The 22690-nt window shown below is 39.4% G+C and carries 25 protein-coding genes; 9 read left to right on the top strand and 16 right to left on the bottom strand.

The features are described 5' to 3' along the window. The first annotated feature begins 2 nt into the window (after positions 1-2). Together GJS41_RS07675 and GJS41_RS07670 are read left to right on the top strand one after the other, a co-directional pair. Positions 3-2117, top strand: coding sequence for a uroporphyrinogen-III C-methyltransferase (locus GJS41_RS07675; RefSeq protein WP_154246691.1), 2115 nt, complete (start codon positions 3-5; stop codon positions 2115-2117). Beyond that, a complete protein-coding gene (locus GJS41_RS07670; protein ID WP_154246690.1) occupies positions 2117-3307 on the top strand; it encodes a heme biosynthesis HemY N-terminal domain-containing protein in 1191 nt (396 codons plus the stop codon). The genes GJS41_RS07675 and GJS41_RS07670 overlap by 1 nt, the downstream gene beginning before the upstream one ends. A 23-nt stretch (positions 3308-3330) precedes the next feature. Here the strand turns inward: GJS41_RS07670 and GJS41_RS07665 are convergent, their stop codons facing one another. Next, entirely contained in the window at positions 3331-3534 is a 204-nt protein-coding gene (locus GJS41_RS07665) for a YheV family putative zinc ribbon protein (protein WP_154246689.1), read from the bottom strand. A gap of 56 nt (positions 3535-3590) precedes the next feature. Between GJS41_RS07665 and GJS41_RS07660 the strand changes: the two genes are divergently transcribed. Together GJS41_RS07660 and aroE are read left to right on the top strand one after the other, a co-directional pair. Then, complete coding sequence (locus GJS41_RS07660; protein ID WP_154246688.1) at positions 3591-4961, top strand: Na+/H+ antiporter NhaC family protein; 1371 nt, start codon at positions 3591-3593, stop codon at positions 4959-4961. Between the two features lie 4 nt (positions 4962-4965). Further along, complete coding sequence (aroE, locus tag GJS41_RS07655; RefSeq protein WP_154246687.1) at positions 4966-5742, top strand: shikimate dehydrogenase; 777 nt, start codon at positions 4966-4968, stop codon at positions 5740-5742. A 91-nt stretch (positions 5743-5833) separates the two neighbouring features. On the opposite strand, the gene GJS41_RS07650 is transcribed toward aroE, so the two are convergent. Both GJS41_RS07650 and GJS41_RS07645 read right to left on the bottom strand, forming a co-directional pair. Next, complete coding sequence (locus tag GJS41_RS07650) at positions 5834-6250, bottom strand: VOC family protein (protein ID WP_154246686.1); 417 nt, start codon at positions 6248-6250, stop codon at positions 5834-5836. A 21-nt stretch (positions 6251-6271) separates the two neighbouring features. Continuing rightward, entirely contained in the window at positions 6272-6670 is a 399-nt protein-coding gene (locus GJS41_RS07645; protein ID WP_154246685.1) for an OsmC family protein, read from the bottom strand. Positions 6671-6799: 129 nt separating this feature from the next. Here GJS41_RS07645 and crp point away from each other — a divergent pair, with 129 nt between their 5' ends. After that, on the top strand, positions 6800-7435 hold the full coding sequence (gene crp, locus GJS41_RS07640) for a cAMP-activated global transcriptional regulator CRP (RefSeq protein ID WP_154246684.1): 636 nt from the start codon (positions 6800-6802) through the stop codon (positions 7433-7435). A 68-nt stretch (positions 7436-7503) separates the two neighbouring features. On the opposite strand, the gene GJS41_RS07635 is transcribed toward crp, so the two are convergent. From GJS41_RS07635 to GJS41_RS07615, 5 genes are all read right to left on the bottom strand, one after another. Next, positions 7504-7719 carry a helix-turn-helix transcriptional regulator gene (locus GJS41_RS07635; RefSeq protein ID WP_154246683.1) on the bottom strand — a complete coding sequence of 72 codons (216 nt, stop codon included), beginning with the start codon at positions 7717-7719 and terminating at the stop codon, positions 7504-7506. A gap of 2 nt (positions 7720-7721) precedes the next feature. Next, positions 7722-8159 carry a hypothetical protein gene (locus GJS41_RS07630; protein WP_154246682.1) on the bottom strand — a complete coding sequence of 146 codons (438 nt, stop codon included), beginning with the start codon at positions 8157-8159 and terminating at the stop codon, positions 7722-7724. A gap of 97 nt (positions 8160-8256) precedes the next feature. Beyond that, positions 8257-9210, bottom strand: coding sequence for an aminodeoxychorismate/anthranilate synthase component II (locus GJS41_RS11660; RefSeq protein ID WP_154246681.1), 954 nt, complete (start codon positions 9208-9210; stop codon positions 8257-8259). A 9-nt stretch (positions 9211-9219) separates the two neighbouring features. Further along, the gene (gene rpe, locus GJS41_RS07620; protein ID WP_154246680.1) at positions 9220-9891 is read right to left on the bottom strand and encodes a ribulose-phosphate 3-epimerase; all 672 of its coding nucleotides are present in this window, start codon (positions 9889-9891) and stop codon (positions 9220-9222) included. A 118-nt stretch (positions 9892-10009) separates the two neighbouring features. After that, complete coding sequence (locus GJS41_RS07615) at positions 10010-11146, bottom strand: VanZ family protein (RefSeq protein WP_154246679.1); 1137 nt, start codon at positions 11144-11146, stop codon at positions 10010-10012. Between the two features lie 114 nt (positions 11147-11260). Between GJS41_RS07615 and GJS41_RS07610 the strand changes: the two genes are divergently transcribed. From GJS41_RS07610 to plsB, 3 genes are read left to right on the top strand one after another with little or no spacing between them, the layout of a single operon-like run. Next, the gene (locus tag GJS41_RS07610) at positions 11261-12829 is read left to right on the top strand and encodes an acyl-CoA ligase (AMP-forming), exosortase A system-associated (RefSeq protein WP_154246678.1); all 1569 of its coding nucleotides are present in this window, start codon (positions 11261-11263) and stop codon (positions 12827-12829) included. A gap of 5 nt (positions 12830-12834) precedes the next feature. Next, positions 12835-14082 (top strand): pyridoxal-dependent decarboxylase, exosortase A system-associated, encoded by a 1248-nt coding sequence (locus tag GJS41_RS07605; protein WP_227551268.1) that lies wholly within the window; start codon positions 12835-12837, stop codon positions 14080-14082. Positions 14083-14091: 9 nt separating this feature from the next. Further along, positions 14092-16584, top strand: a complete 2493-nt coding sequence (gene plsB, locus GJS41_RS07600) for a glycerol-3-phosphate 1-O-acyltransferase PlsB (protein WP_154246677.1) — start codon at positions 14092-14094, stop codon at positions 16582-16584. Here plsB and ubiA read toward each other — a convergent pair. Both ubiA and GJS41_RS07590 read right to left on the bottom strand, forming a co-directional pair. Beyond that, positions 16581-17474, bottom strand: a complete 894-nt coding sequence (gene ubiA, locus GJS41_RS07595; protein ID WP_370515679.1) for a 4-hydroxybenzoate octaprenyltransferase — start codon at positions 17472-17474, stop codon at positions 16581-16583. The genes plsB and ubiA overlap by 4 nt on opposite strands. Next, complete coding sequence (locus tag GJS41_RS07590; protein ID WP_370515656.1) at positions 17465-17998, bottom strand: chorismate lyase; 534 nt, start codon at positions 17996-17998, stop codon at positions 17465-17467. The genes ubiA and GJS41_RS07590 overlap by 10 nt, the downstream gene beginning before the upstream one ends. A 94-nt stretch (positions 17999-18092) precedes the next feature. Between GJS41_RS07590 and GJS41_RS07585 the strand changes: the two genes are divergently transcribed. After that, on the top strand, positions 18093-18320 hold the full coding sequence (locus GJS41_RS07585; RefSeq protein WP_154246675.1) for a DUF2007 domain-containing protein: 228 nt from the start codon (positions 18093-18095) through the stop codon (positions 18318-18320). Here the strand turns inward: GJS41_RS07585 and glpE are convergent. The 6 genes from glpE to GJS41_RS07555 form a co-directional block, all read right to left on the bottom strand. Beyond that, positions 18296-18610 (bottom strand): thiosulfate sulfurtransferase GlpE, encoded by a 315-nt coding sequence (glpE, locus tag GJS41_RS07580; protein ID WP_154246674.1) that lies wholly within the window; start codon positions 18608-18610, stop codon positions 18296-18298. The two genes, GJS41_RS07585 and glpE, sit on opposite strands and share 25 nt — an antisense overlap. Continuing rightward, positions 18610-19212, bottom strand: coding sequence for a rhomboid family intramembrane serine protease (locus tag GJS41_RS07575; protein ID WP_154246673.1), 603 nt, complete (start codon positions 19210-19212; stop codon positions 18610-18612). Before GJS41_RS07575 ends, glpE begins: the two co-directional genes overlap by 1 nt. Then, entirely contained in the window at positions 19205-19651 is a 447-nt protein-coding gene (locus GJS41_RS07570) for a GNAT family N-acetyltransferase (RefSeq protein WP_154246672.1), read from the bottom strand. Before GJS41_RS07570 ends, GJS41_RS07575 begins: the two co-directional genes overlap by 8 nt. 46 nt (positions 19652-19697) lie before the next feature. Further along, positions 19698-20723, bottom strand: coding sequence for an L-threonine 3-dehydrogenase (gene tdh / locus GJS41_RS07565; protein ID WP_154246671.1), 1026 nt, complete (start codon positions 20721-20723; stop codon positions 19698-19700). A 29-nt stretch (positions 20724-20752) separates the two neighbouring features. Continuing rightward, positions 20753-21949, bottom strand: coding sequence for a glycine C-acetyltransferase (locus GJS41_RS07560; protein WP_154246670.1), 1197 nt, complete (start codon positions 21947-21949; stop codon positions 20753-20755). A gap of 76 nt (positions 21950-22025) precedes the next feature. Then, a complete protein-coding gene (locus GJS41_RS07555; RefSeq protein WP_154246669.1) occupies positions 22026-22676 on the bottom strand; it encodes an MIP/aquaporin family protein in 651 nt (216 codons plus the stop codon). Positions 22677-22690 lie beyond the last annotated feature (14 nt).

The raw sequence follows: 22690 nt of genomic DNA, 5'->3' as shown, positions 1-22690 counted from the left end.
CCATGTCTGATTGCGATGAATTGATCATAGTCACTAGGCCACAACCTTATGCCGACGAACTTTGCGATCAACTTATCGCCAATCAATTTCATGTCGAAAACTGCCCCTTAATCGAATTTGTTGAAAATGATACTCCAGATCTATCTAACTGGCTCAATGAGAAAGAATGTTACGACTACATTATTTTCATAAGCCAACAAGCTGCGCAATTTTTCTTGCAGCCACTCGACAAACAGCAAGTTTCAACAATTAAACGATCAGGCATTATTGCCGTAGGCAAAGCTACTCAAAAGGTTATCTCGGGTTTTAATTTAGAATCCAAAACTCCTCTCACTGCGGATAGCGAAGGTATTTTAGAGTTACTTTCAAGCTTGCTCGATTCAAAGCAACCAGCGAATATTCTGTTAGTTTGTGGTAATCAAGGCAGAAAACTTCTTGAAGCAGAACTTGCCATTGAACATACCGTTAAGCGACTGGAAGTCTACCAACGAGTTGCCATTGCACAAACATTTCCTTCAATTAACAATCCTACTAAGACAGCAGTATTGGCTACCAGCGAGCAATTGTTGAGTTTAAGTGCCCATCAACTGTCTTTGCAACAAACGCCACAAATGCAAACAACTGAAAATTCTTTGCTACAATCGGTTGTGTTTATTTGTGCAAGTAGCAGAATAGAGCATAGCGCTAAAGAGCTTGGAATCAAAAATACTTTAGTTGCCGCCAGTGCTTCGAATGAAGACATGTTGGAAGCAGCGATCAATTGGCGTTTACAGCTTCAGGCTAACGACAATATTATTCAAGCCAACTTTACAGAACAAAACCTTACACAGCAGAGTGATACCATGAGTGAATCGGATCAACACGAAAATGAAATCATCGAAGCCCTAGAGCTTGATCAGGAACAAGATAACAATCAGAAACCTGCAAAAAAAGGCGGCATGCTGAAAACCGTTTTTTGGTTATTGTTGTTAGCAGCAATAGGTTATGGCGGCTATTGGTTATGGAATCAAGATTATTTTAGTGGCACTGCTAGCAACACTGAAACTAATAATGAACTCAGCCGTATTGTGGCTCTCGAAAAACAGCTTAAATCTCAAAGCCTACAAATTGAGAATCTACTCAACTCAAATAATCAGCAAAGTGCATCCAATGACGAACTAAAGCAAGAGTTAGCAAGGCAGGTAGAATCATTACAACAGCAATTGGTCGCCAGTCAGCGTAAATTCCAATCTTTAAGTGCGGACGCTGCGACTCAAGCTCGTGACTGGCAAGTTGCCGAAGCTGAATATTTAATTAGACAAGCTGCCCAAAAAGTCCACTACTCTGACGATACTGCTTCAATCATTGCTTTATTAGAAGCCGCTGACCAACAAATATTAGCCAGTGGTGATACTAATTTGCTAGGTTTACGCCGCGCCATTAGTCAAGACATTGGGCAAATCAAATCAAATGTTAGCATCGACATCGACGGTATTTTAGTTAAACTGGATACGATTCAGTCACAACTTAAAGACCTAACCTTAGCCAGCGTAAAATTTGAAGAGGCAGCTTCCAGCGAGTTCATCGAAACCGAAATCACCGAAGATTCTGCATGGCAAACTTTTAAAGGCAATATTAAAAATACTTTTAGTGACTATTACAAAGTGCATAGTTACGACCAATCCGTTAAACCATTTATTAGCCCACAACAATCGGATTTATTACAGCAGAATATTTTGTTAAGTCTGCAAACTGCTCAACTATCAGCATTGCGTCATCAACAGCAAAGTTATGATCGCTCTATCGCTGAAGTGGCCAGCTGGATTAATGAATACTATCAAAAAGATAGCGCTTCCAATTTTGTTCAAGAACAATTGCAACAGTTGGCTAAAGCCAAAGTATCTGTGCAACTTCCGAATAAATTTCAATCGTTGGATTTTATTAAATCGAATAATCAAGAACGATTAAATCAATGGCTACAAAGCTCACCATTAGAATCTCCTGCTGCATCAACCGCCACTGATATTGTAGAAGACGATGAAATAGGTGAAAGCGGTAATATCGACGCTAAGATAAAAAACACTTTAGAGCGTTTAGAAAAAACGTCTGATGACTCTAAAAAGGACGGAGAACAATAATGAAATTGCGTTGGTATTTATTGGCAGGCCTTTTCATTGGTTTACTATCGGTTCCATTTGTTAGAAACATAAAAGGTTCTACTTATATTTTATTTGACAAAACTGCTATCGAGTTCCAAAACTATTTTGCAGTTACGGTATTAATTATCGCCGCATTAGTTTTATGGCTAGGTTGGATTTTAATTCGTTATTTACTGACCACTAGCAATAAAACCCTAGGTTGGTTTGGTGGTAGAAAATCTTTAAAAGCGCGTCAACAAACTATCGATGGCATGATTGCCTTATCTGAGGGTCATTGGAAAACGGCAGAAGGTTTACTTAGTAAAAGCGCTTCGGCTAACAATACCAAACTTATTAATTACCTCGGCGCTGCTAGGGCTGCCCAATATCAAGGAGATATTAAACAGCGCGACCATTATTTAAAATTAGCCGCCAACTCCGAACCCGAAGCTCAAATGGCGGTTGGCCTTACACAAGTTGAGTTGCAAATTGGCAGTAAAGAATACGAAAGCGCATTGGCTGGGTTAAATCATCTTAAAACCATTAATGCAAACCATCCTTTTGTATTGAAATTACTGCACAAAGTTTACGTAAACCTTAACGATTGGAAAGCCATTATAGAAATCTTGCCTAAGATAAAAAAACATGGTGTTTTTGATGAAGAATATTTTCAGAAGCTTGAATTAGAAGCTTGGCGACAACGCTTTAATCGCGCAAAATCTTCTGAAACTAAAGGCAATGGTAAGATATTTGGTCTATGGGAAGAGCTACATCGCTCTTTGAAAAAAGATCCATGTATAGTCAAAGTGTATGTCACTGCTTTATTAGAAGATGAACAAACCGATTTAGCCGAGCAAACCATTAAGCAAAGTCTAAAGCAGGAATGGGATAACGAGCTAGTTTCACTATATGCCACTATTAATAGTAACAATCCGAGTAAACTACTAAGTCACGCCGAGCAATGGTTAAAGGCTAATCCTGCAAATGCGGAGCTTTTGTATTGCCTTGGGTACTTATCTCTAAAATCAAAACTTTGGGGCAAAGCCAGCAATTATCTAGAGCAAAGCATCGAAATTTCAGCCAGTGCAAAAGCTTTTTACGCTTTAGCTCAATCTTATGAGCAATCTGGCCATCCAATAAATGCACAGGAAACCTATCAGAAAGGTTTAAAATTAGCTGCAAACTCTTAATTATTGGTTTCTAATTACAACTATCACAATTCAATAATTTTTATATTAAGAGCGGCATCAGGCTGCTCTTTTTCTTCTTCGGTTAGAACTTCAATAAAGTCACACTCAACACATTCGCGCACCGGCTTATCCTTTTCACGATAAAAAACCAATGCATCCATTTCACCGCATTGGGGGCATTTTGCTCCGGCAATAAATTGTTTTTTTTTACTTTGCTCTATCGTCATTGTAATTAGTTTAGCTTTGATTTATGGTTTGCTTATTCCAATAATTCGATAACATTATGCCACTATCAGAACTCGGCTGGCTCACTATCTTGCCACCTATTTTAGCAATTATCATTGCTATCTGGAAACGCCACGTTATTTTAGCACTCGTTGTTGCTATCTTCTCTGCTGAGTTATTGCTGACAGCCGGCAATCCTTTCAGTGCTTTTGTGCAAATGGTTGATAGAACTGTCGGTATTTTCTCGAGTGGCTATAGCACTAAGGTCTTATTATTTAGTTTATTAATCGGTGCTTTGATTCATCTGATCCAGCAATCGGGTGGTGTTGGCGCTTTAGTACACTGGTTGACCTCAAAAAAATATGTACATAACCAAAGACGTGCTGGTTTGCTTCCTGCGATCTTAGGCTCTAGTATTTTTATCGATACCAATATGAGCGTTTTGACCGCCGGTGTTTCTTCGCAAAGCTTATTCGATCGTTTCAAGATGAGTCGCGCTCGTTTAGCTTATATTATCGACTCTACTTGCGCGCCTATTAGTGTTTTAATTTTAATCAATGGTTGGGGAGCCGCAATTCTTGGTTATGTTAGCGACACTCCTGTTGAAAATGCTAATGCGGTTGTCTTTGGCAGTATTCCCTTTAACTTTTACGCCTTAATTACTTTAGCCATTGTTTTCTATACTGTCATTAGCACTAAAGTTTATGGTCCTATGAAAACCGCAGAACTTAAAGCTGTTGAAACCAGCATTCCTGCGGAAAGTATCAGTGCTACAAAAAAGCGGTTTATGATGATCCCTTTAGTGACCATGATAGCGAGCATATTAATTTTTATGTATATCACAGGTAATGGCAACATTACCCAAGGCTCAGGTTCCTCTTCAGTACTATGGGCGATTATTATCGCGATTTTAGTAGCTGTTGTATTACTTCGTTTTAATGGAAATAAAACCACCGAGCAATTAACTGAAGAGTGCTTTACCGGTATGGGTAAACTTTTGCCCTTAGTGACCCTAGTGTTACTTGCCTTTGTTTTATCTTCTGCTATGAAAGCATTAGGAACTGGCGAGTTTGTCGCCTCAGCCATCAGTGATAATTTACCGGTTTGGTCTATTCCAGCTTTAACCTTTGTGCTCGCTGGATTTATTGCTTTTACCACCGGTACTTCTTGGGGCACATTTGGCATCTTAATCGGTATCGTTATGCCTATTGCTTTACAACTTGGTATCGATCCGAGTTTACTGTTAGGTGCTGTCTTGGGCGGAGCCGTGTTTGGCGATCATGCTTCACCCATTTCCGATACCACCGTGATCTCTTCTCTGGCCGCAGGTTGTGACTTATTAGAGCATGTTAAAACTCAATTGCCTTATGCCTTATTCGCTGGCTCAATCACCATTGTCTTTTATCTAATAGCTGGTGTGATTGGGTAGGCCTATGAGCAAATTACGATATGGGGTTATCGGCAATCCTATTTCCCACAGTCTGTCGCCAAACCTACATCAACAGTTTGCTAAACAATTTGCTTTGGATATTCGTTATTCAAAAATCTGTGCCACTAGCAAAGGCTTCAATCGTGTTTTGAATGATTTTTTTCAAGGCGGCGGTAAAGGGTTAAACGTTACTGCGCCATTTAAACTTCAGGCACTCGATTATGCCCATATGATCACTCAGCGTGCGGAAGATGCCAACAGTGTTAACACCTTAGTTATGACTAAAGATGGTATTCTTGGTGATAGCACTGACGGTATGGGCTTTCTTCGAGATCTTTATAATAAGCAAATCGATTTTAATAATAAGCGCGCTGTTTTGCTTGGTGCTGGCGCTGTCGCCCGCTGTATCGCCTCTTCTTTATTACTCGATGGTTTTGAAGTTTATTTGATCAATCGAACTCAATCTAAAGCGCAGCAACTAGCAGAAGATCTAAAGCATCTTGGTCATATTAAAGTTTATGAAAAAGAAGATCATATCGATTTAGTGGTTAATTCGGTAAGCAAAAATGGTGAGCATTATTTAAAAGATATTTACTTTGATCTTGATGCTAAATCTTATGATTTAAACTATGGTGAAAAAGCAGAAATCTTTTTAGCTAATGCCAAACAATTTACCACTCAACAAATAAATGGCCTCGGCATGCTCATCGAACAAGGAGCTGAATCTTTTGGGTTATGGACAGGGAAACATCCGGATACTTCAAAGATTAAATTCAACTAATCGCCTTAAAGCAATATAGAAATATCTACTGCAAACCCTATAACTATAGATGAGCATATTTAAATAACAATATATAAAGTATTGTTAACAATTAGGAGCTCTTACTCGATATTGGAGGGTGGTGAATCATTTGCACTCGATTCCCATCCGGATCCGCACAATAGAAACTCGTAGCACCATCGCGGTGCAATCTTGGCTTGGTAAAAATTTCCACGTCATTAATCTTCAAAAATTCATACCATTCATAAACTTCTTCTGCTGTATTCATAATAAAACCCAAATGATCGAGCTTTTGACCACCAGAGGTATCCAGTTCTGACCGTTTACGATGCAGCGCTAAGTTGTCATGACCTTTTGAAGTCAAGTAAGCATTATCTTCATCCGGTCGCCATTCAACCTCCATTCCCAGCAGCTCCACATAAAAATTTTCAGTAGCTTCAAACTCTTCGACAAATAGTGCCAAATGACGCATGCCTAAATGATTGTCAGGTCTTTTCAAATTACTCATCCCTCTGTTATATTCCGCTAATTACACCGGTACTATTTCAAAACTAGTGCTCACTGGCATTTCTTTATCTAAAGAGTGCATCACTGAACAATATTTTTCTACTGATAGGTCTATAGCTTTAGTCACATGCTTTACTGATAAATCACTACCCGCAACCACAAAGTGTAAATTAAGTCCGGTAAAGCTTCTTGGTGGCTCTTCAGCACGGCCTCCTTCTAATTTACAGCGACAGCCTGTAACTTTCTGACGAGCTTTCTCTAAAATCATCACCACATCAATAGAAGCACAGGCACCAACCGACATCAACAAAGTTTCCATAGGTGAAACATAGTCGCCTTCACCACCAAAAGTTACTCTTTGTCCTTTTTCATTGGCGCCAACAAAATTTAAACCTTCTATCCAATCAACAGTTACTTTCATCTATCTCACCCAACGGTCTTTTTGTGACCCAGTTAATATATCAAGACTTATAGTTTAATCGTTAATTTGCTTTTGGTCAGGTAGAAGATTAGTATTTAATGCATAAATATCATAATTCGGGATTGTTAGATGCCTTTACCTTTTCACTTGGCGCAAGATGAAACTATTTTAAGCTTCTTAGACAGCTGTCAGCGAAGACGCTTCCCTGCTAAAAGCACTTTAATTTATGCTGGTGATTCATCCAATACTTTGTACTTCTTATTAGAAGGCTCAGTTTCAGTATTAATTGAAGATGACGAAGGACGCGAATTAGTTTTAGCTTATTTAAATCCTGGTGATTTTTTTGGTGAAATGGGCTTATTCACTGATGAGCATGATCGTACCGCCTGGGTTCGTACCAAGACTGAGTGTGAAGTCGCAGAAATCAGTTATGAGCGCTTCCGTCAAATCACTAAAGATAATCCAGATATCTTGTTTAAGCTATCCACTCAACTAGCTATACGGTTACAAAAAACCAGTCGTAAAGTAGGTGATTTAGCTTTCTTAGATGTTACTGGACGTGTGGCACATGCTTTACTTGAACTTGCTAAAGAGCCAGATGCTATGACTCATCCAGACGGTATGCAGATTAAAATCACTCGTCAAGAACTAAGTCGTATTGTTGGTTGTTCTCGTGAAATGGTTGGCCGAGTTTTAAAAGCACTGGAAGAGCAAGGTCATATTCATGTCAAAGGTAAAACCATGGTCATCTTTGGGGCACGATAGCTTTTTTTATTTTCCTTTTTTTGTAGAAAATACAAATCCTTTAAAGCCTGAGTTAATCTCAGGCTTTTTTATTCTTCCCATTGAAACACTTCTCCAATGTCGCAATTAAAATAATTAGCAATCTTAAAAGAAACCTCCAGTGACGGTGAGTATCGTCTTTGCTCTATTGCTGCAATGGTTTGCCGAGTGACTCCCACAATTTTACCCAGTTCCGATTGAGAGAGCTGTCCATGCTGTTCTCTAAGCTCACGCACCTTATTATTAATTGGAAAGCGCTTTGTCATATTTACAGGACTCTTTTATAAAAAATTAATTGAAGGATATATTCTGTTAGCTGGCTAACGATTAAAGAAACCAATATTCCATAAAAAAGCAGACCATTGAAATCCCAAATAAAGTAACTCACGAGCAATAGATTAAGCATTACACCAAGAACTATCGCCGAATATTTTGACGCCTGTAACTTTACTAACTTGTCTCTTTCATCATCGCTGCTATTGGCATCTTTTGGAGCAAATAAAGCTATAACAATATGACCAAATATCGACATAAAGATTAGAGCAATAATAAACACCACGAATGGACCAAGAACAATCATCCTACTAGCTTCAGAAGGTATTTGTGAATGGTACTCCATAGTACCGTTGATCAGGAACGCCAATATCCCAGTTCCGATTAGAAGTGCTAAAACCATCACCCAAGCAGATTTTTCATTAAAGGTCATATAAATCTCGATGTTAATAATATTTAACATCATTATGCATTAATCAACCAATCAATGTCAAAAATTTTTAACATTGAGTTTTGAGGCTATACTGAGACTAGGCAGTTCTGCTTAAGAAATTGCGTAAGATTTGGTGTCCACTCTCAGAAAGTATCGACTCTGGATGAAACTGGACTCCTTGCATTGATAAGTCTTTATGCTGAATACCCATAATATATTCAAGATTCCCTACTGAGTCCTGCGTCCAAGCAGTAATCTCAAATTCATTTGGCAAACTTGTTTGCTCAATGATCAAAGAATGGTAGCGTGTTGCTTTGAATGGATTTGGTACATCTTTAAAGACACCTTGTCCATTGTGATAAATATCGGAAGTTTTTCCGTGCATCACTTTTTCCGCACGAATAATAGTTGCACCATAAACTTGAGCCATCGCTTGATGCCCTAAGCAAACTCCGAGTATTGGCTTTATTCCTGCATATTTTTTTAGGATTTCTAAACTAATACCAGATTCATTCGGGGTGCAAGGTCCCGGCGATATCACTAGATAATCAGGATCTAATTCTGCTATTTGTTCGAGTGTTATTTCATCATTACGCTTAACAATAAGCTCTAAACTATACATCCCATCTTTAGGTTGCCGCTCTAACTCTAAGCCGATCTCACCAAAATACTGGAGCAAGTTATAGGTAAACGAATCGTAATTATCGATCATTAACAGCCGTTTTTTTTCGCCTAAAGTCTCCGCGAGCAAATCTTTATTTAACTTTTTCTTTAAAAACTCTTCATATTCCACAGGCGTTTTAACAATACCCATTACTACACTCATGACCGCAATAACCGTTGCGATCAGCCACATTAAAACAAAGGGCAAGTGATTGAGAATAAAACTATCAGAGCCTTGATAAGTTTCTTTAAGTGAACAAAAGTCAGTTTGATAATTGAAACTGCCCGCTTGTTCTAGGCAGTTTTTTATAGCGGTTTGATCATTAAAATAATGAGCAATGAGCCCGAAGGTTAATAAGATGGCTAGTAGCCATACTAGTTTGCGCATCGCTTAAAATTAACGACTCGCCTTAGCATTTTGTTTCATCTGGCTAATAGTCGCTTGGTAGTCGTCAGTATTAAAAATTGCCGAACCCGCTACGAAAGTATCAACCCCACAAGCTGCAATTTCGCCAATGTTATCTACTTTGACTCCGCCGTCAATTTCAAGACGAATGTCGTAACCTGATTCATCGATAAGCTTACGTACTTTCTTGGCTTTCTCTAAAGTCGAAGGGATAAATTTCTGCCCGCCGAAACCTGGATTCACTGACATCAATAAAATTAAGTCCAATTTATCCATCACATATTCTAAGCAATCAAGTGGCGTTGCTGGATTAAGCACAAGGCCTGCCTTACAACCCTGCTCTTTAATCAAACCGATGGTTCGATCAAGATGCTCAGTGGCTTCAGGATGGAAGCTAATATAAGTGGCGCCCGCTTTAGCAAAGTCTGGAATAATTCGATCCACAGGCTTTACCATCAAATGCACATCAATTGGGGCTTTAATTCCATAATCACGTAAAGCTTGGCATACCATTGGACCAATAGTTAGATTTGGAACATAGTGATTGTCCATTACATCAAAGTGCACCCAATCTGCGCCCGCAGCCAGAACATTTTCCACCTCTTCGCCTAAACGTGCAAAGTCAGCTGATAAAATTGATGGTGCAATTAGAAGATCTTTCATAAGAATTCGTACCACTTTGTCGATAATTGTTTCTATTGTACCCAATGCCGGATTTATATAACAGCCTATCTAGCTGTGCTTCGGTAATAAGGCATCGCAGAAATTACATGAGTAGAAACTAGCGCCTAATAGAATCTACTCTTTCCAAGAAGGTCATTAACACTAGGGCTAAAATCCAGTCGGTCACATCTGGTGATTGACCCTGTAAGAATAACTGTAAAGTACTTAACAGCAAGATCAGTAACATCACAAATAGAAATGCCAAGCGATAGCTGCTAAACCAACGTGCTAACGCATAACCCAAAGAAGTCACCAGCAAAGAATATTGGAATAAATTACTCAAATGAAACCAGGTGCTACCGCCTAAGAATTTCTTGAACGGGATCCATTGGATCGTATTTAAGGTTCCAAGATCTGTGATCCACTGAAAAGGAAATACAAATTCTAATAACAAGATTAACGCTGCTAATAAGGCAATCATCATAAACTTAAATTGACCAGAGAGGCTTCGATGTAAAATTACCGCCAAAGGTACGGCACTAATTTCACTCCAACCGATTTGACTCCAAAACATGCTGAGCTTTATTGCTAAAATAAAAATGGTTACAACAAGCAAAACATTGATTGAATAATCTCGATTCATAACGCGGCTAAAACTCAGATAAAACATTAACCAGAAGAGAATAAATTTCAACCAGTCCTGCCAATACCATTGGCTGTTATAAACGGACTCTATGCCTATACCGATTTGTTTTGTTTCAAAAACTGGAATATAAGGGAAAAATGCCCAGCCTAACCATAAACATAAAACCAACAGTGCCGGAGTTAAATGGAATTGGAATTGCTGTGGGATCAAGCGTCGAATACGCTGGCTATTGGTATAGGCTGCTACCGAAATTCCTAACAAGATCCCAATGCTATTAACCAGCGCATCGGCTGCATGAGGCACTCTAGAGGGCAAATAAAACTGTAAAATCTGCAATGACAATGCGAAGCCAACACCCATAAAAACCAACCATATTGCTGACAAAAGCGGTGAACGTCGCCCATCTTGCTGTATATTTAAAGCTCCTAAAAACCCAAATGGAATAAAAAGCAAAATATTGGCGATCAAATCACTGCGGATGGTTCTTTGTTCCCAATTCTGCAACCAGGCGACTAAATCAGTTGGCAATGAGCGGTTAAAATCAAAGTTAAACGGATACAGCGAGCCATAGGCAATGAGAATGATAACGGTCAACCAAATAAGTCGCATCGGATATCCTTAAATCCTTACTTTAATAATTATTAGAGTTTTAGCCTATAAAGCTGACGCAACTGATTGAAAAAGCTACAATATCAGCAAAGTTTATAGATGCTATAATAACGGATGTATAGTCAGCTAGATAAAATTCTAACGCAAACTGCTTTGCAATTTCCGCAAAAAGTTGCGCTAAATGATAATAAGCAACAACTCGATTACCAAACTCTTGAGCAACAAGTCTCAATCTTCGCGGATCGGTTAATTCAATTAGGGCTTGCCGCTGGTAGTCGCATTGCCATTTATCTGCCGAAACAAATTGAAGCCGTAGTCAGTAAACTTGCCGCTAGTCGTGCCGGCTTGGTTTTTGTTCCAGTCAATCCTTTATTAAAACCACATCAAGTCAGCTATATTCTACAAGATTGTAATGTAGAACTTTTGGTTACCAGTGGGCCGCGGAGTAAACAATTAGCTGAGATATATAGCAATGCTAAAGAGCTAAAGCATTTGGTTTTAGTAGATGACAAGTTCGATACAGATTTAGTTAAACATCTTTCTATTTCTTTTTGGAATAGTTTACTGAATGATGACTCTAAGACACTGGCACGCCGCCAACGTATCGATCAAGATTTAGCAGCGATTCTTTATACCTCTGGCTCAACTGGAAATCCTAAAGGTGTTTGTCTCTCTCACCGTAACTTAATCGCTGGTGCGCAAAGCGTTAGCTCTTATTTAAAAAACACGAGTGACGACATTATACTTGCAGTGCTGCCTTTAAGTTTCGATTATGGTTTAAGCCAAATTACTACCAGCCTCTTAGTGGGTGCAACCGTAATTTTAATGGAATATCTGCTGCCAAGAGACGTTATCCGCCAAGTAGAAAAGCATCATGTCACTGGGTTAGCCGCAGTGCCGCCTTTATGGTTTCAATTGGCGCAATTGGAATGGCCGGAGTCCTGTCAGCAAAGCCTACGCTACATTACCAATAGTGGCGGCGCTATGCCCAAAGCGACCTTAACCGCTTTACAAAAAGAGTTGCCAGGCACCAGTCCGTATTTAATGTATGGACTGACAGAAGCGTTTCGTTCTACCTATTTAGATCCTAATGAAATTGAAAAACGACCTGATTCGATCGGTAAAGCCATTCCTAATGCTGAAATTCTAGTACTAAGGGAAGATGGATCTGTTTGCGATGATGAAGAGCCCGGCGAGTTAGTTCATAGAGGCAGTCATGTCAGTTTAGGCTATTGGAATGCACCTGAAAAAACTGCCAAGCGTTTTAGACCTATCGGTAAATCATCTAATTATCTAACAGAGCTTGCAGTTTGGTCAGGCGATCAGGTGCGCCGTGATAAAGATGGCTTTTTATACTTTATCGGCAGAGCAGATGATATGATAAAATGCTCAGGTTATCGCATAAGTCCTAGCGAGCTCGAAGACACTCTATTTTTAATGGATGGCATTAAAGAAGTTGCAGCTTTAGGCATCGCCGATGACCAACTAGGTCAAGCTGTCATGTTAGTAATTAATGCTGACGCACAAATTGAAGAAGCTAGCATCAAAAAATACTGCATGAAAAATTTACCAAACTTTATGCAGCCTAAATACATTGAGCTGGTCAAAAAATTACCGCGCAATCCTAATGGTAAAATTGATCGCAAGCAACTGAAGCAACAGTTTAAACACTTGGAACAATAATTTTAATGAGTGATTTAAAAAAACCTAAAAAGCAAATCAAGCATGCCAGCATGACACAATTTGCTGTACGAGATAATGAAATCAATATTGCCGGCTGTAGCATCAGTACAATTGCCACTATCGCAGGGCAAACTCCTTTTTATATTTATTCCAAAGAAGCAATTAAAACGAATATCGACCGCTTAAAGAAATATTTCCCGCAAGTTAGTTTACATTATGCGATAAAAGCTAATCCAATGCCGCAATTAGTTTCTTATATTGCTAATTTAGTTGATGGTTTAGATGTGGCTTCCGGTAAAGAATTAAATATTGCTTTAGCAAGCGATATGCCGGCAGAAAAAATCAGTTTCGCTGGCCCTGCTAAGAATCCGCAAGAATTAGCGATGGCAATTGCCAGCGGCATTACTATCAATGTTGAGTCATTAACAGAGCTTGAACGAATAAAAAATATTGCTGAAGCTACTAATGCCATAGCCAATATCGCACTTCGAATCAATCCAGATTTTGAACTTAAATCTTCGGGCATGAAGATGGGTGGTGGCTCACAGCAATTTGGTATAGATGTAGAGCAGCTGGGTCCTGTTTTTACTTTATTAGAAGACCCACATCTACAGTTGATAGGTTTGCACATTTTTACCGGCTCACAAAACCTTAATCCGCAATCTATAATTTCTGCTCACGATAATATTTTTGCCTTAGTACAACGATTACATAAGCAATACGGGTTTACACTCGAGCATTTGAACATTGGCGGCGGCTTAGGCATTCCTTACTTTCCAGGGGATAAACATCTAGAGCTAACCGAAATTTCTGATAATCTTAAAAAGCTTTTTAACGAATACCAAGACATCACTAACGATTGTGAAATTATATTGGAACTGGGTCGTTATATTGTTGGCAATGCTGGACTCTATGTATGTGAAGTCACTGATAAAAAAACATCGCGTGATAAAACTTATCTAATTACCAATGGCGGCTTACATCATCATCTTGCTGCTTCTGGTAATTTTGGACAAATCATCAGAAAGAATTATCCTGTTGTCGTCGCTAATAAAATGGATTCTTCCGATACGCAACTGGTCGATGTAGTCGGGCCTTTATGCACTCCTTTAGATATACTTGCCAGTAAAATGGAATTACCACATGCGACTATTGGCGATTTAATCGCGGTTCATCAATCCGGTGCCTACGGTTATACTGCCAGCCCACGTGACTTTCTAAGTCACTCGCATCCTATCGAATTATTACTTTAAGAGAACTTTATGTCATTAGCAGATACTATTAGTCGTTTTACATTATCGCTATTTAAAGCCCCTTTTAATTGGCTAGTCAAAGCACATCATGTTCCAGCGGATCCAAAGCAAGAGTTTTCATTGGATGCAGATGATCATATTGTGTATGTGCTTCGAACAAAATCTATCTCTACAATAAAAATTCTTAAGCAAAAGACTAAAGATTTAAAGTTACCTGCTGCACATTACAATGATCAACAGTCACCGGAGTCTGGTGCCTGTTTATTTATCAATAATCGACCTAAATGGTTCAGTTATAAGCGTAAACTCACCGAACACAAAGCCTATATTGCCAATCTATTAGATCAGCAAAAGCAAAATCCGAATAAAAATTATAAGTTAGTCCCTGTTTCCATTTATTGGGGGCGTAATCCTGGCAAAGAAAAATCCTTTTTACGCTATTTTATTTCAAATATGGAAGAAACAGGTCGTTTAGGTAAGTTACTTATTATTCTGTTTTTGGGGCGACAATGCTTTATCCAATATGGCAAGCCTATCCGTCTAAATTCTAAAGCCGTAAATCTTACTCAAGACACTTCTAAGACTTCGCATAAAATTTCTCGTATCCTTCGCGTTTATTTTAATCGTCATTGGGTTGCATCTATGGGACCTCGTAGTGAAAACCGTCGAGGGTTGGTTGCTGGTATCGTTGCATCGAATGACGTACAGAATGTCATTATTGAAGAAGCGTCTCGAACTAATAAAAGTATTGCTAAAGTAAAAACCGATGCCGAAAAATACGTTAAAGAAATCGCCGCTAGCTATAGTCCGCGAATGATCCGCTTTCTATCGTCTGCTTTAAGTCGTCTTTGGGACAAGATTTACACTGGCATCGAAGTTAATAACATAAAAAATATTCGCGAACTAGCGCAAGAACACGAATTGATCTATGTTCCTTGCCATCGTAGCCATACCGATTACCTTTTGCTTTCGTATCAACTTTACCGCGAAGGCTTAGCACCTCCGCACATTGCTGCTGGCGTTAATTTAAACTTCTGGCCAATTGGATCTATTTTGCGTAAAGGTGGTGCTTTTTTCTTAAGACGTTCCTTTAAAGGAAATAAACTTTATTCTACTGTGTTCAATGAATATCTTTACCGTTTACTCAATAAAGGTATTCCTGTGGAATATTTCCAAGAAGGCGGTCGAAGTAGAACAGGCCGTTTGTTGTCGCCTAAAACTGGGATGCTTGGAATGACCGTGCAAGGTATGTTGCGAGGCATTCGTAAACCTATTGTTTTCGTACCCGTATATATTGGCTATGAAAAAATGTTTGAGGGTAAAAGCTATGTGGGAGAATTGCGCGGCCAAGAAAAGAAGCAAGAGTCTTTTGGTCAACTGTTAGGCGTTCGCAAAGCTTTAAAACGTTTTTACGGTAAGGTTTATTTGAATTTTGGTGAACCGCTTAAATTGAATGATTACTTAGATCAAAACGTTAATGATTGGCGTGAGTACCTAAATTCAGATAAAAAAGCCGATTGGGTTAATTCTCAAATGCTGCATTTAGGCGATGAAATTAACCGAAGAATTAACGCCGCTGTAAGTGTCAACAGTGTCTGTCTTGTCAGCATGGCTTTATTGGGCACACCCAGACAAGCCATGGACAAAGCCGAATTAATCGCACAACTTAATGCCTTACTAGCGTTGCTTACTGCAGCGCCTTATAGCTCATACACTAATTTAGCCTCTGAAAGTGCTGAAGAACTGGTGAGCACCGCCATAAAATTAGGTATGGCATACGAAACTAATGACCCAGCCGGTAATGTTATTTCCATCGAAGGCGATGAGCGAATACTTTCGACTTATTATAGTAATAACATTTTGCATCTTTTTGCTATCCCATCCTTGATTGCCTCTTTATTCCAGCGTCATAATCATATCTCTAAAGAAAAAATTATTAGCTATGTAGAAGCTTTTTATCCTTTCTTGCAAAAAGAACTCTATATACATTGGCATAAAAACGAATTAGCTGAGCGAGTTGAGCTTTTACTAGAGACTATGCTCGATCAAGGTCTTTTAAATATGGGCGCAAAAAATTACTGCGTTCCGCATGCTGATACACCGCAGTGGACACGCCTAATCCTTTTATCAGAAGCTATTCAGCCAGCACTACAGCGTTATGCAATAACTTTAACGATCCTTGAATCTTTTGCTGATAAAACCACCTTACGTCGAGTCCAACTCGAGCAAGAAAGCCAAAAACTGGCACAACGTATTTCTGCGCTTTATGGCATTAATGCTCCAGAATTTTCTGACAAAAATCTATTTAAGAATCAAGTTAAGGTCTTAAAAGAAGAGGGTTATATCATTCATCAAGAAGGCATGGGTATTAAAGCCACCGATAAATCTCATCAACTGCATCAAAAACTGATGGAAATTTTATCTATTCCTGTACAGCAGGGTTTACAGCTAGCTGCCAGAAGTTTAAAGCATGCTTCTCCTGAAGCTGTTTCTGAAGATTAAATTTGTTCGAAATAGTAATGGGCTGCTATTCCTAGAAATAATACCAGCCCTACATAATTATTCTGTAAAAATGATTTGAAATATACTTCTGTTTTTCGAGAGCGGCATTGATACAGTTGCCATGCAACTAAAGCTACCGCTACTGCCCAGCCTATATAGTAGTAGATTCCAAGCTCTAATTGTTGCGCCAGTAAAAACATTCCTGCAAGAAATAGCCCCTGGATCCAAGTAACAATCACTAAATCAGCATCACCAAATAAAATTGCGGTTGATTTTAAGCCTAGTTTTAAATCGTCATCTCTATCGACCATTCCATATAAAGTATCGTATGCCAACACCCACAAGAGTGTCGAAAGATATATTATCCAGCTTATTAATGGCACTTGATTTTGTACTGCAGCAAAAGCCATGGGAATAGACCATGCAAAGGCCGCACCCAGTATCATTTGCGGAAAGTATGTATAGCGTTTCATAAAAGGATAAAAAGAAGCGAGCATTGCAGCGATAAAACTTAATTTAATCGTTAGGCTATTGAGCGTTAAGACTAAAGCAAAAGCGATTCCAATTAATATTGAAAATAAAAGCAAGGCGCCTTTTGTACTGATTTTATTTTGTGCTAAAGGACGTTGTTTAGTCCTTGTTACATGTGCATCAAAATCTCTATCAGCATAATCGTTAATAATGCATCCTGCTGAACGCATAATCAAAACCCCTAAGCAAAATACCAAAAGCGTCCAAGATTCTGGAATTCCTTCTGCCGCGATCCACAAAGCCCACAGAGTTGGCCAAAGCAACAGGTAGATCCCGATGGGCTTATCCAGGCGCATTAATTGAAAATAGCTATAAAATTTTGTCTGCTTCATTTTTGTTTTTATTATGCCTAATATAATGGTGAGTCTGGCAAGAATACTTCTGAGACTAAAAGCTCTAGCTCCTTGTGCTTTGAATTCTGCCATAAAGAGCGTCTAGCCCAAAGCTTTTCAATTTCAAAATCACAATTAGTTTTAGCACACTGAAATAAATGATGCTTATGATCTAACTGTCGCACACGTAACATTTGCCTTTGCAGTTCTTTTTCAGAAAATAAAATACTTCCAAGCGGCTTATCACCTAAAGACTCGATTAAAAAAGCGCTATTCATGGGCACTATTGTTTTAGCGTAAATCCATGGATTTTCAGAACCATAAAGCAACACTTCTCTTGTCCAAATTTCGTTACCGCGCTCAAGACTTAGTAATTCGGCTTCTTTGCTATTCGCTTCCGAAACTGACTCTTGTAGTACCTTAATATTAATTTTTTGCCCAATGCGAGCTTCTAATTTTTCAGTTAAGGAGCCATACTCTAATAACCACTCGGCGACCGAGTAGGGTAAGGTTTTGATAACTTCGTCAGATGTTTTCTGCCACTTGTTCACAAATAATTACCATGAATTGTTATTTGATTGCTTTTATCATTTACTAATGGCTAAATTGCTTTAATTAGCATTAATAAATTCTAAAGGATATACCATGGGACTTTCAACAGTAGCAACTTTCCCAAATACTATGCTTGCACATATTGCTAAAGGGCTTCTCGAGAATAACGGTATTCGGGCTAATGTTATGCACGAACATTTCCACTCTACTTACTCTTTCGCCCTTGGCGAAGTTCCGCTAATGGTTAACGCTGATTCATTAGAGGAAGCTCAACAAATTCTAAACGAAAAATTCTCTCAAGAAGACTCTTCAACTGCTTGAGTTAATTTCCAAACCTCAAAGCCGCCATCGAGGCTGTAAACCTCTGTAAAGCCTTGACTGGCAAAATACTGTGCGGCTGGTTGACTGCTATGGCCGTGGTAACAAACGACTATCAAAGGTTTTGATTTTTCTTGCTGCTCAATAAACTCTGCTGCATTTTGATTATTGATATTAAATGACTCAGCAATATGGCCTGCTTTAAACGATTGGGGATCGCGAATATCCGCAATTGTGACTGCTTTTTGTTTTAATTTTTCTGCGGTATCTGCTACTGAAATATGTTTAAACATTAGAACCGCTTTGTTTTTGCCGTTAAGTAACCTAAGCCAGCACCAATAATTAAACCAGATAAATGCGCCGCATTAGCGACACTCCCCACTAGCCCTGTAAACCCTAACACTAACCAAATGAGCATAAAGTTCATAATGGCATCATTTAAACGCAAAGGGAAAAAAGGGTCAAAACGACGACGGACAAAAATAAAACCCAGCAATCCATAAACAACTCCAGACATACCACCAAAGAAGCTGAAACCATTGCCGAATAAACTAGAACTAAAATACTGGGCTAAATTAGAGCCAACGCCTGTAATTAATACAACCGCTAATAAATAATTAGCGCCTTTGGCTTTTTCTATCGAGCCTCCCAAGTCCCATAACCACATCATATTAAATAATAAGTGAATCGGTAATCCTGCAATCATAAAATGTAGGAATATTGGCGAAACTAAACGCCAGATTTGTCCTTGGGTAATGAGCTGCCAATCGAAATAAACCCAATAGGTGTGCTGATTGGTTCCCCACCAAGTGAGCAAACTCACAATCACGCTAATAGCCACTAAGGCTATGGTGACCTTACCTGCTCTATTTAAAAAATGTTGCCAATTAATCATGCTGCATCTCTCGAACCATTTTTATATGCTCTATACCATCTTCTAGATAAATCTCGGAAGCCACGTCAAAACCAAACTCATGATAAAAATCTCGTAAATAAGCCTGTGCAGAAATAATGATGGTTTTATTAAAGTTTTCATCACAATAAATAACCGCAGCTTGCATCAGCTGTTTCCCAAAGCCACTTCCACGCATACTCTCACAACTACAAACTCGTCCAATCGAAGCATTCCCTTGATATTTATCCAGCGCCTCAAAAACTCGTAAATAACCTACCAATTGATTATCATTATAGGCCAATAAGTGATGCGCTACTTGGTCTAAATCATCGCAATCTTGATAAGGACAATCTTGCTCCACCGAAAAGACGGCTAAACGAAGTTGCAACAAGTCGTATAACTCTTGCTTACTTAAGTCTTGCCAACTCCGCCAGTACATATCCTTTATCTCCTAATCCTTATCTCGGTACAAACGCCGCTGTTTTCTAATCCCAACTTAGCACCACCTTACCCGATTGGCCACTTGCCATAGTTTCAAAGCCTTCTTCAAACTCATTCACATTAAAGCGATGAGTAATAACCGGTGAAATGTCTAAACCTGATTGCAACATAGCAATCATCTTATACCAAGTCTCATACATTTCGCGCCCATAAATACCTTTTAGGACTAGTCCCTTAAAAATAATTTGATTCCAATCAATCGCCATATCGCTCGAAGGAATTCCTAACATTGCAATTTTACCACCATGATTCATGGTTTTTAACATTGATTGAAAAGCAACTGGTACACCAGACATTTCTAATCCAACGTCAAAACCTTCTGTCATGCCAATTTCGGACATAACGTCTTCCAGCTTTTCCTGGGTGACATTAACTGTTCGCGTAGCACCCATTTGTTTAGCTAAATCTAACCGGTAATCGTTAATATCTGTGATCACTACATGACGTGCGCCAACATGTTTTGCAATCGCCGCAGCCATAATACCAATAGGTCCAGCGCCGGTAATTAGCACATCTTCGCCAACTAAATCGAAGGATAAAGCGGTATGAGCTGCATTACCAAAAGGATCGAGAATTGAAGCTAATTCATCGGAAATATCATCTGGGATTTTATAAGCATTTTCAGCTGGAATAACCAAGTATTCGCCAAAAGCGCCCGGACGATCAACCCCAACGCCTGTGGTATTGCGGCATAAATGACGGCGCCCAGCACGGCAGTTTCGACAAAAACCACAAGTAATATGCCCTTCTCCAGAAACACGCTCGCCCACTTTAAAACTCGTTACTTCTTGACCCACAGCTTCAATCGTACCCACATACTCATGACCTACAGTCATTGGTACAGGGATAGTGTTTTGCGCCCATTCATCCCAATGATAAATGTGCATATCGGTACCACAAATCGCGGTTTTTTTAATTTTGATCAAGACGTCATTATGGCCAAGTTCTGGTCTAGGTTGATCCACCATCCAGATGCCCTTTTCCGCTTTCGCTTTACTTAAGGTTTTCATGTTAATTTACCTATGAGTACACTTATTTTTTAAGAAATAACCTTTAATGCACGGCCCACTTTTTCAAATGCCGCAATTGCTTTGTCTATATGCTTGATATCATGCGCTGCGGACATTTGTGTGCGAATTCGTGCTTGGCCTTGTGGTACTACAGGGAAAGAGAAACCCACCACATAAATGCCTTCTTCCAGCATCATGTCTGCAAACTTAGATGCTAATGAAGCATCACCCAACATCACAGGAATAATCGGATGTTCACCTGGTACTAACTCAAACCCTAACGCACTCATTTTAGTTCTGAAATATTCACTATTTTTGCGCAACTTGATACGTAAATCATCACTGGCTTCTAACATGTCCAACACTCGCAAACTGGCCGAAGCAATAACTGGCGCTAAGGTATTCGAGAATAAATAAGGACGCGAGCGCTGGCGCAACCATTCAACCACTTCTTTACTAGCTGATGTATAGCCCCCGGATGCGCCGCCTAATGCTTTACCTAGAGTTCCAGTAATAATATCCACGCGTCCCATCACATCACAAAATTCATGCGAGCCTTTACCTTTTTCACCAATAAAACCTACGGCGTGAGAGTCATCTACCATGACTAGCGCATTGTATTTATCGGCTAGATCACAAACTGCTTTTAAATTAGCAATGATCCCATCCATCGAGAAAACGCCATCAGTCACAATTAACTTATGACGCGCGCCATCCGCTTCTGCCTGTTGTAATTGTTTCTCTAATTCTGCCATATCATTATTGGCGTAACGATAACGCATGGCTTTACATAAACGTACGCCATCAATAATTGAAGCATGATTCAAAGCATCAGAGATAATCGCATCTTCTTTGCTTAAAAGCGTCTCAAATAAACCCGCATTAGCATCAAAGCAAGAAGAGTATAAGATCGTATCTTCCATCCCTAAAAACTTACTGATACGACTTTCTAGTTCTTTATGAACCGTTTGCGTACCGCAAATAAAACGAACAGATGCCATGCCATAGCCAAATTCATCTAAGGCTTTTTGTCCGGCATCAATCAGTTCAGGCGCGTTAGCTAAGCCTAGGTAATTATTCGCACAGAAATTAAGGACATCTTGGCCACTAGTTACAGAAATGTCAGCCGCTTGCTGAGAGTTAATAACGCGTTCGGCTTTATACAAACCGGCAGCTTTTACTTCATCAATCTGCTGTTGAATGTGTTTAGAAAATTCAGAGTTCATAGTGCAATCTTATTTGCTGATAAAAATTGCACCTATTCTAGCATTTATTAAGGATTAAGCGGTATGACCTTTGACCTTAAGAAGCGGTTTCTTTCATTAGATATTTAGAGACAAGAACTGCCAAAATAGCGCCCGCAATGGTTGCGACAATATAGAGCCATAAATGTTCAAGATTTCCTGAGACTACTGCTGGCGCAATAGAGCGTGCTGGATTCATAGAGGCATTAGTAATTGGCCCAGCGAACATGGCCTCTAAGCCAACAGTGGTCCCGATAGCTGCTCCTGCCATAAGGCCTTTTTCTTTTGCTCCGAAAGCCACATGCATAATTACAAACATTAGGATCAAGGTTAGGATCAATTCAACTACTAAAGCTTTTTCCGCGGCAATAGTTGGGATGGTCGCGCCTAAGGTTTGATGTTCAGGAAATAGCCATGCTAAAACTAGCGAAGCACTAAAGGCCCCAGCCAGTTGGCTAATAATGTAAGGTGCCACCTCTTTAACTGGGAAACGTTTAGCAACGGCAAAACCAATAGTCACTGCTGGATTCAGATGGGCTCCTGAAATATCGCCGATGGAATAAATCACAGCAGCAACAATCATGCCCCAAGTTAGGGCAACCCCCACATGAGTAATTGCACCACCAGAAACGTCATTGATGATCATGGCGCCAGTGCCGGCAAAAATCATCATAAAGGTGCCTAGGTATTCCGCGATATAGTTGCGCATAGTTTTGAAGTATT

Origin of the sequence: Kangiella sp. HZ709, from assembly GCF_009674675.1 — a bacterium.
Classification (GTDB): Bacteria; Pseudomonadota; Gammaproteobacteria; order Enterobacterales; family Kangiellaceae; genus Kangiella.
This window is presented reverse-complemented; position numbering and strand designations above follow the sequence as displayed.

Coding starts and splice junctions, on each gene's coding strand:
- GJS41_RS07660 (WP_154246688.1), top strand. CDS start 3,591: ATGCCACTATCAGAACTCGGCTGGCTCACTATCTTGCCACCTATTTTA.
- GJS41_RS07575 (WP_154246673.1), bottom strand. CDS start 19,212: ATGATTAATTGGCAACATTTTTTAAATAGAGCAGGTAAGGTCACCATA.
- GJS41_RS07675 (WP_154246691.1), top strand. CDS start 3: ATGTCTGATTGCGATGAATTGATCATAGTCACTAGGCCACAACCTTAT.
- tdh (WP_154246671.1), bottom strand. CDS start 20,723: ATGAAAACCTTAAGTAAAGCGAAAGCGGAAAAGGGCATCTGGATGGTG.
- GJS41_RS11660 (WP_154246681.1), bottom strand. CDS start 9,210: ATGCGCAAACTAGTATGGCTACTAGCCATCTTATTAACCTTCGGGCTC.
- GJS41_RS07645 (WP_154246685.1), bottom strand. CDS start 6,670: ATGAAAGTAACTGTTGATTGGATAGAAGGTTTAAATTTTGTTGGCGCC.
- GJS41_RS07560 (WP_154246670.1), bottom strand. CDS start 21,949: ATGAACTCTGAATTTTCTAAACACATTCAACAGCAGATTGATGAAGTA.
- GJS41_RS07570 (WP_154246672.1), bottom strand. CDS start 19,651: ATGTACTGGCGGAGTTGGCAAGACTTAAGTAAGCAAGAGTTATACGAC.
- GJS41_RS07665 (WP_154246689.1), bottom strand. CDS start 3,534: ATGACGATAGAGCAAAGTAAAAAAAAACAATTTATTGCCGGAGCAAAA.
- crp (WP_154246684.1), top strand. CDS start 6,800: ATGCCTTTACCTTTTCACTTGGCGCAAGATGAAACTATTTTAAGCTTC.
- rpe (WP_154246680.1), bottom strand. CDS start 9,891: ATGAAAGATCTTCTAATTGCACCATCAATTTTATCAGCTGACTTTGCA.
- glpE (WP_154246674.1), bottom strand. CDS start 18,610: ATGTTTAAACATATTTCAGTAGCAGATACCGCAGAAAAATTAAAACAA.
- GJS41_RS07630 (WP_154246682.1), bottom strand. CDS start 8,159: ATGACCTTTAATGAAAAATCTGCTTGGGTGATGGTTTTAGCACTTCTA.
- GJS41_RS07610 (WP_154246678.1), top strand. CDS start 11,261: ATGTATAGTCAGCTAGATAAAATTCTAACGCAAACTGCTTTGCAATTT.
- GJS41_RS07615 (WP_154246679.1), bottom strand. CDS start 11,146: ATGCGACTTATTTGGTTGACCGTTATCATTCTCATTGCCTATGGCTCG.
- GJS41_RS07585 (WP_154246675.1), top strand. CDS start 18,093: ATGGGACTTTCAACAGTAGCAACTTTCCCAAATACTATGCTTGCACAT.
- GJS41_RS07555 (WP_154246669.1), bottom strand. CDS start 22,676: ATGCGCAACTATATCGCGGAATACCTAGGCACCTTTATGATGATTTTT.
- GJS41_RS07670 (WP_154246690.1), top strand. CDS start 2,117: ATGAAATTGCGTTGGTATTTATTGGCAGGCCTTTTCATTGGTTTACTA.
- GJS41_RS07650 (WP_154246686.1), bottom strand. CDS start 6,250: ATGAGTAATTTGAAAAGACCTGACAATCATTTAGGCATGCGTCATTTG.
- aroE (WP_154246687.1), top strand. CDS start 4,966: ATGAGCAAATTACGATATGGGGTTATCGGCAATCCTATTTCCCACAGT.
- plsB (WP_154246677.1), top strand. CDS start 14,092: ATGTCATTAGCAGATACTATTAGTCGTTTTACATTATCGCTATTTAAA.
- GJS41_RS07605 (WP_227551268.1), top strand. CDS start 12,835: ATGAGTGATTTAAAAAAACCTAAAAAGCAAATCAAGCATGCCAGCATG.
- GJS41_RS07635 (WP_154246683.1), bottom strand. CDS start 7,719: ATGACAAAGCGCTTTCCAATTAATAATAAGGTGCGTGAGCTTAGAGAA.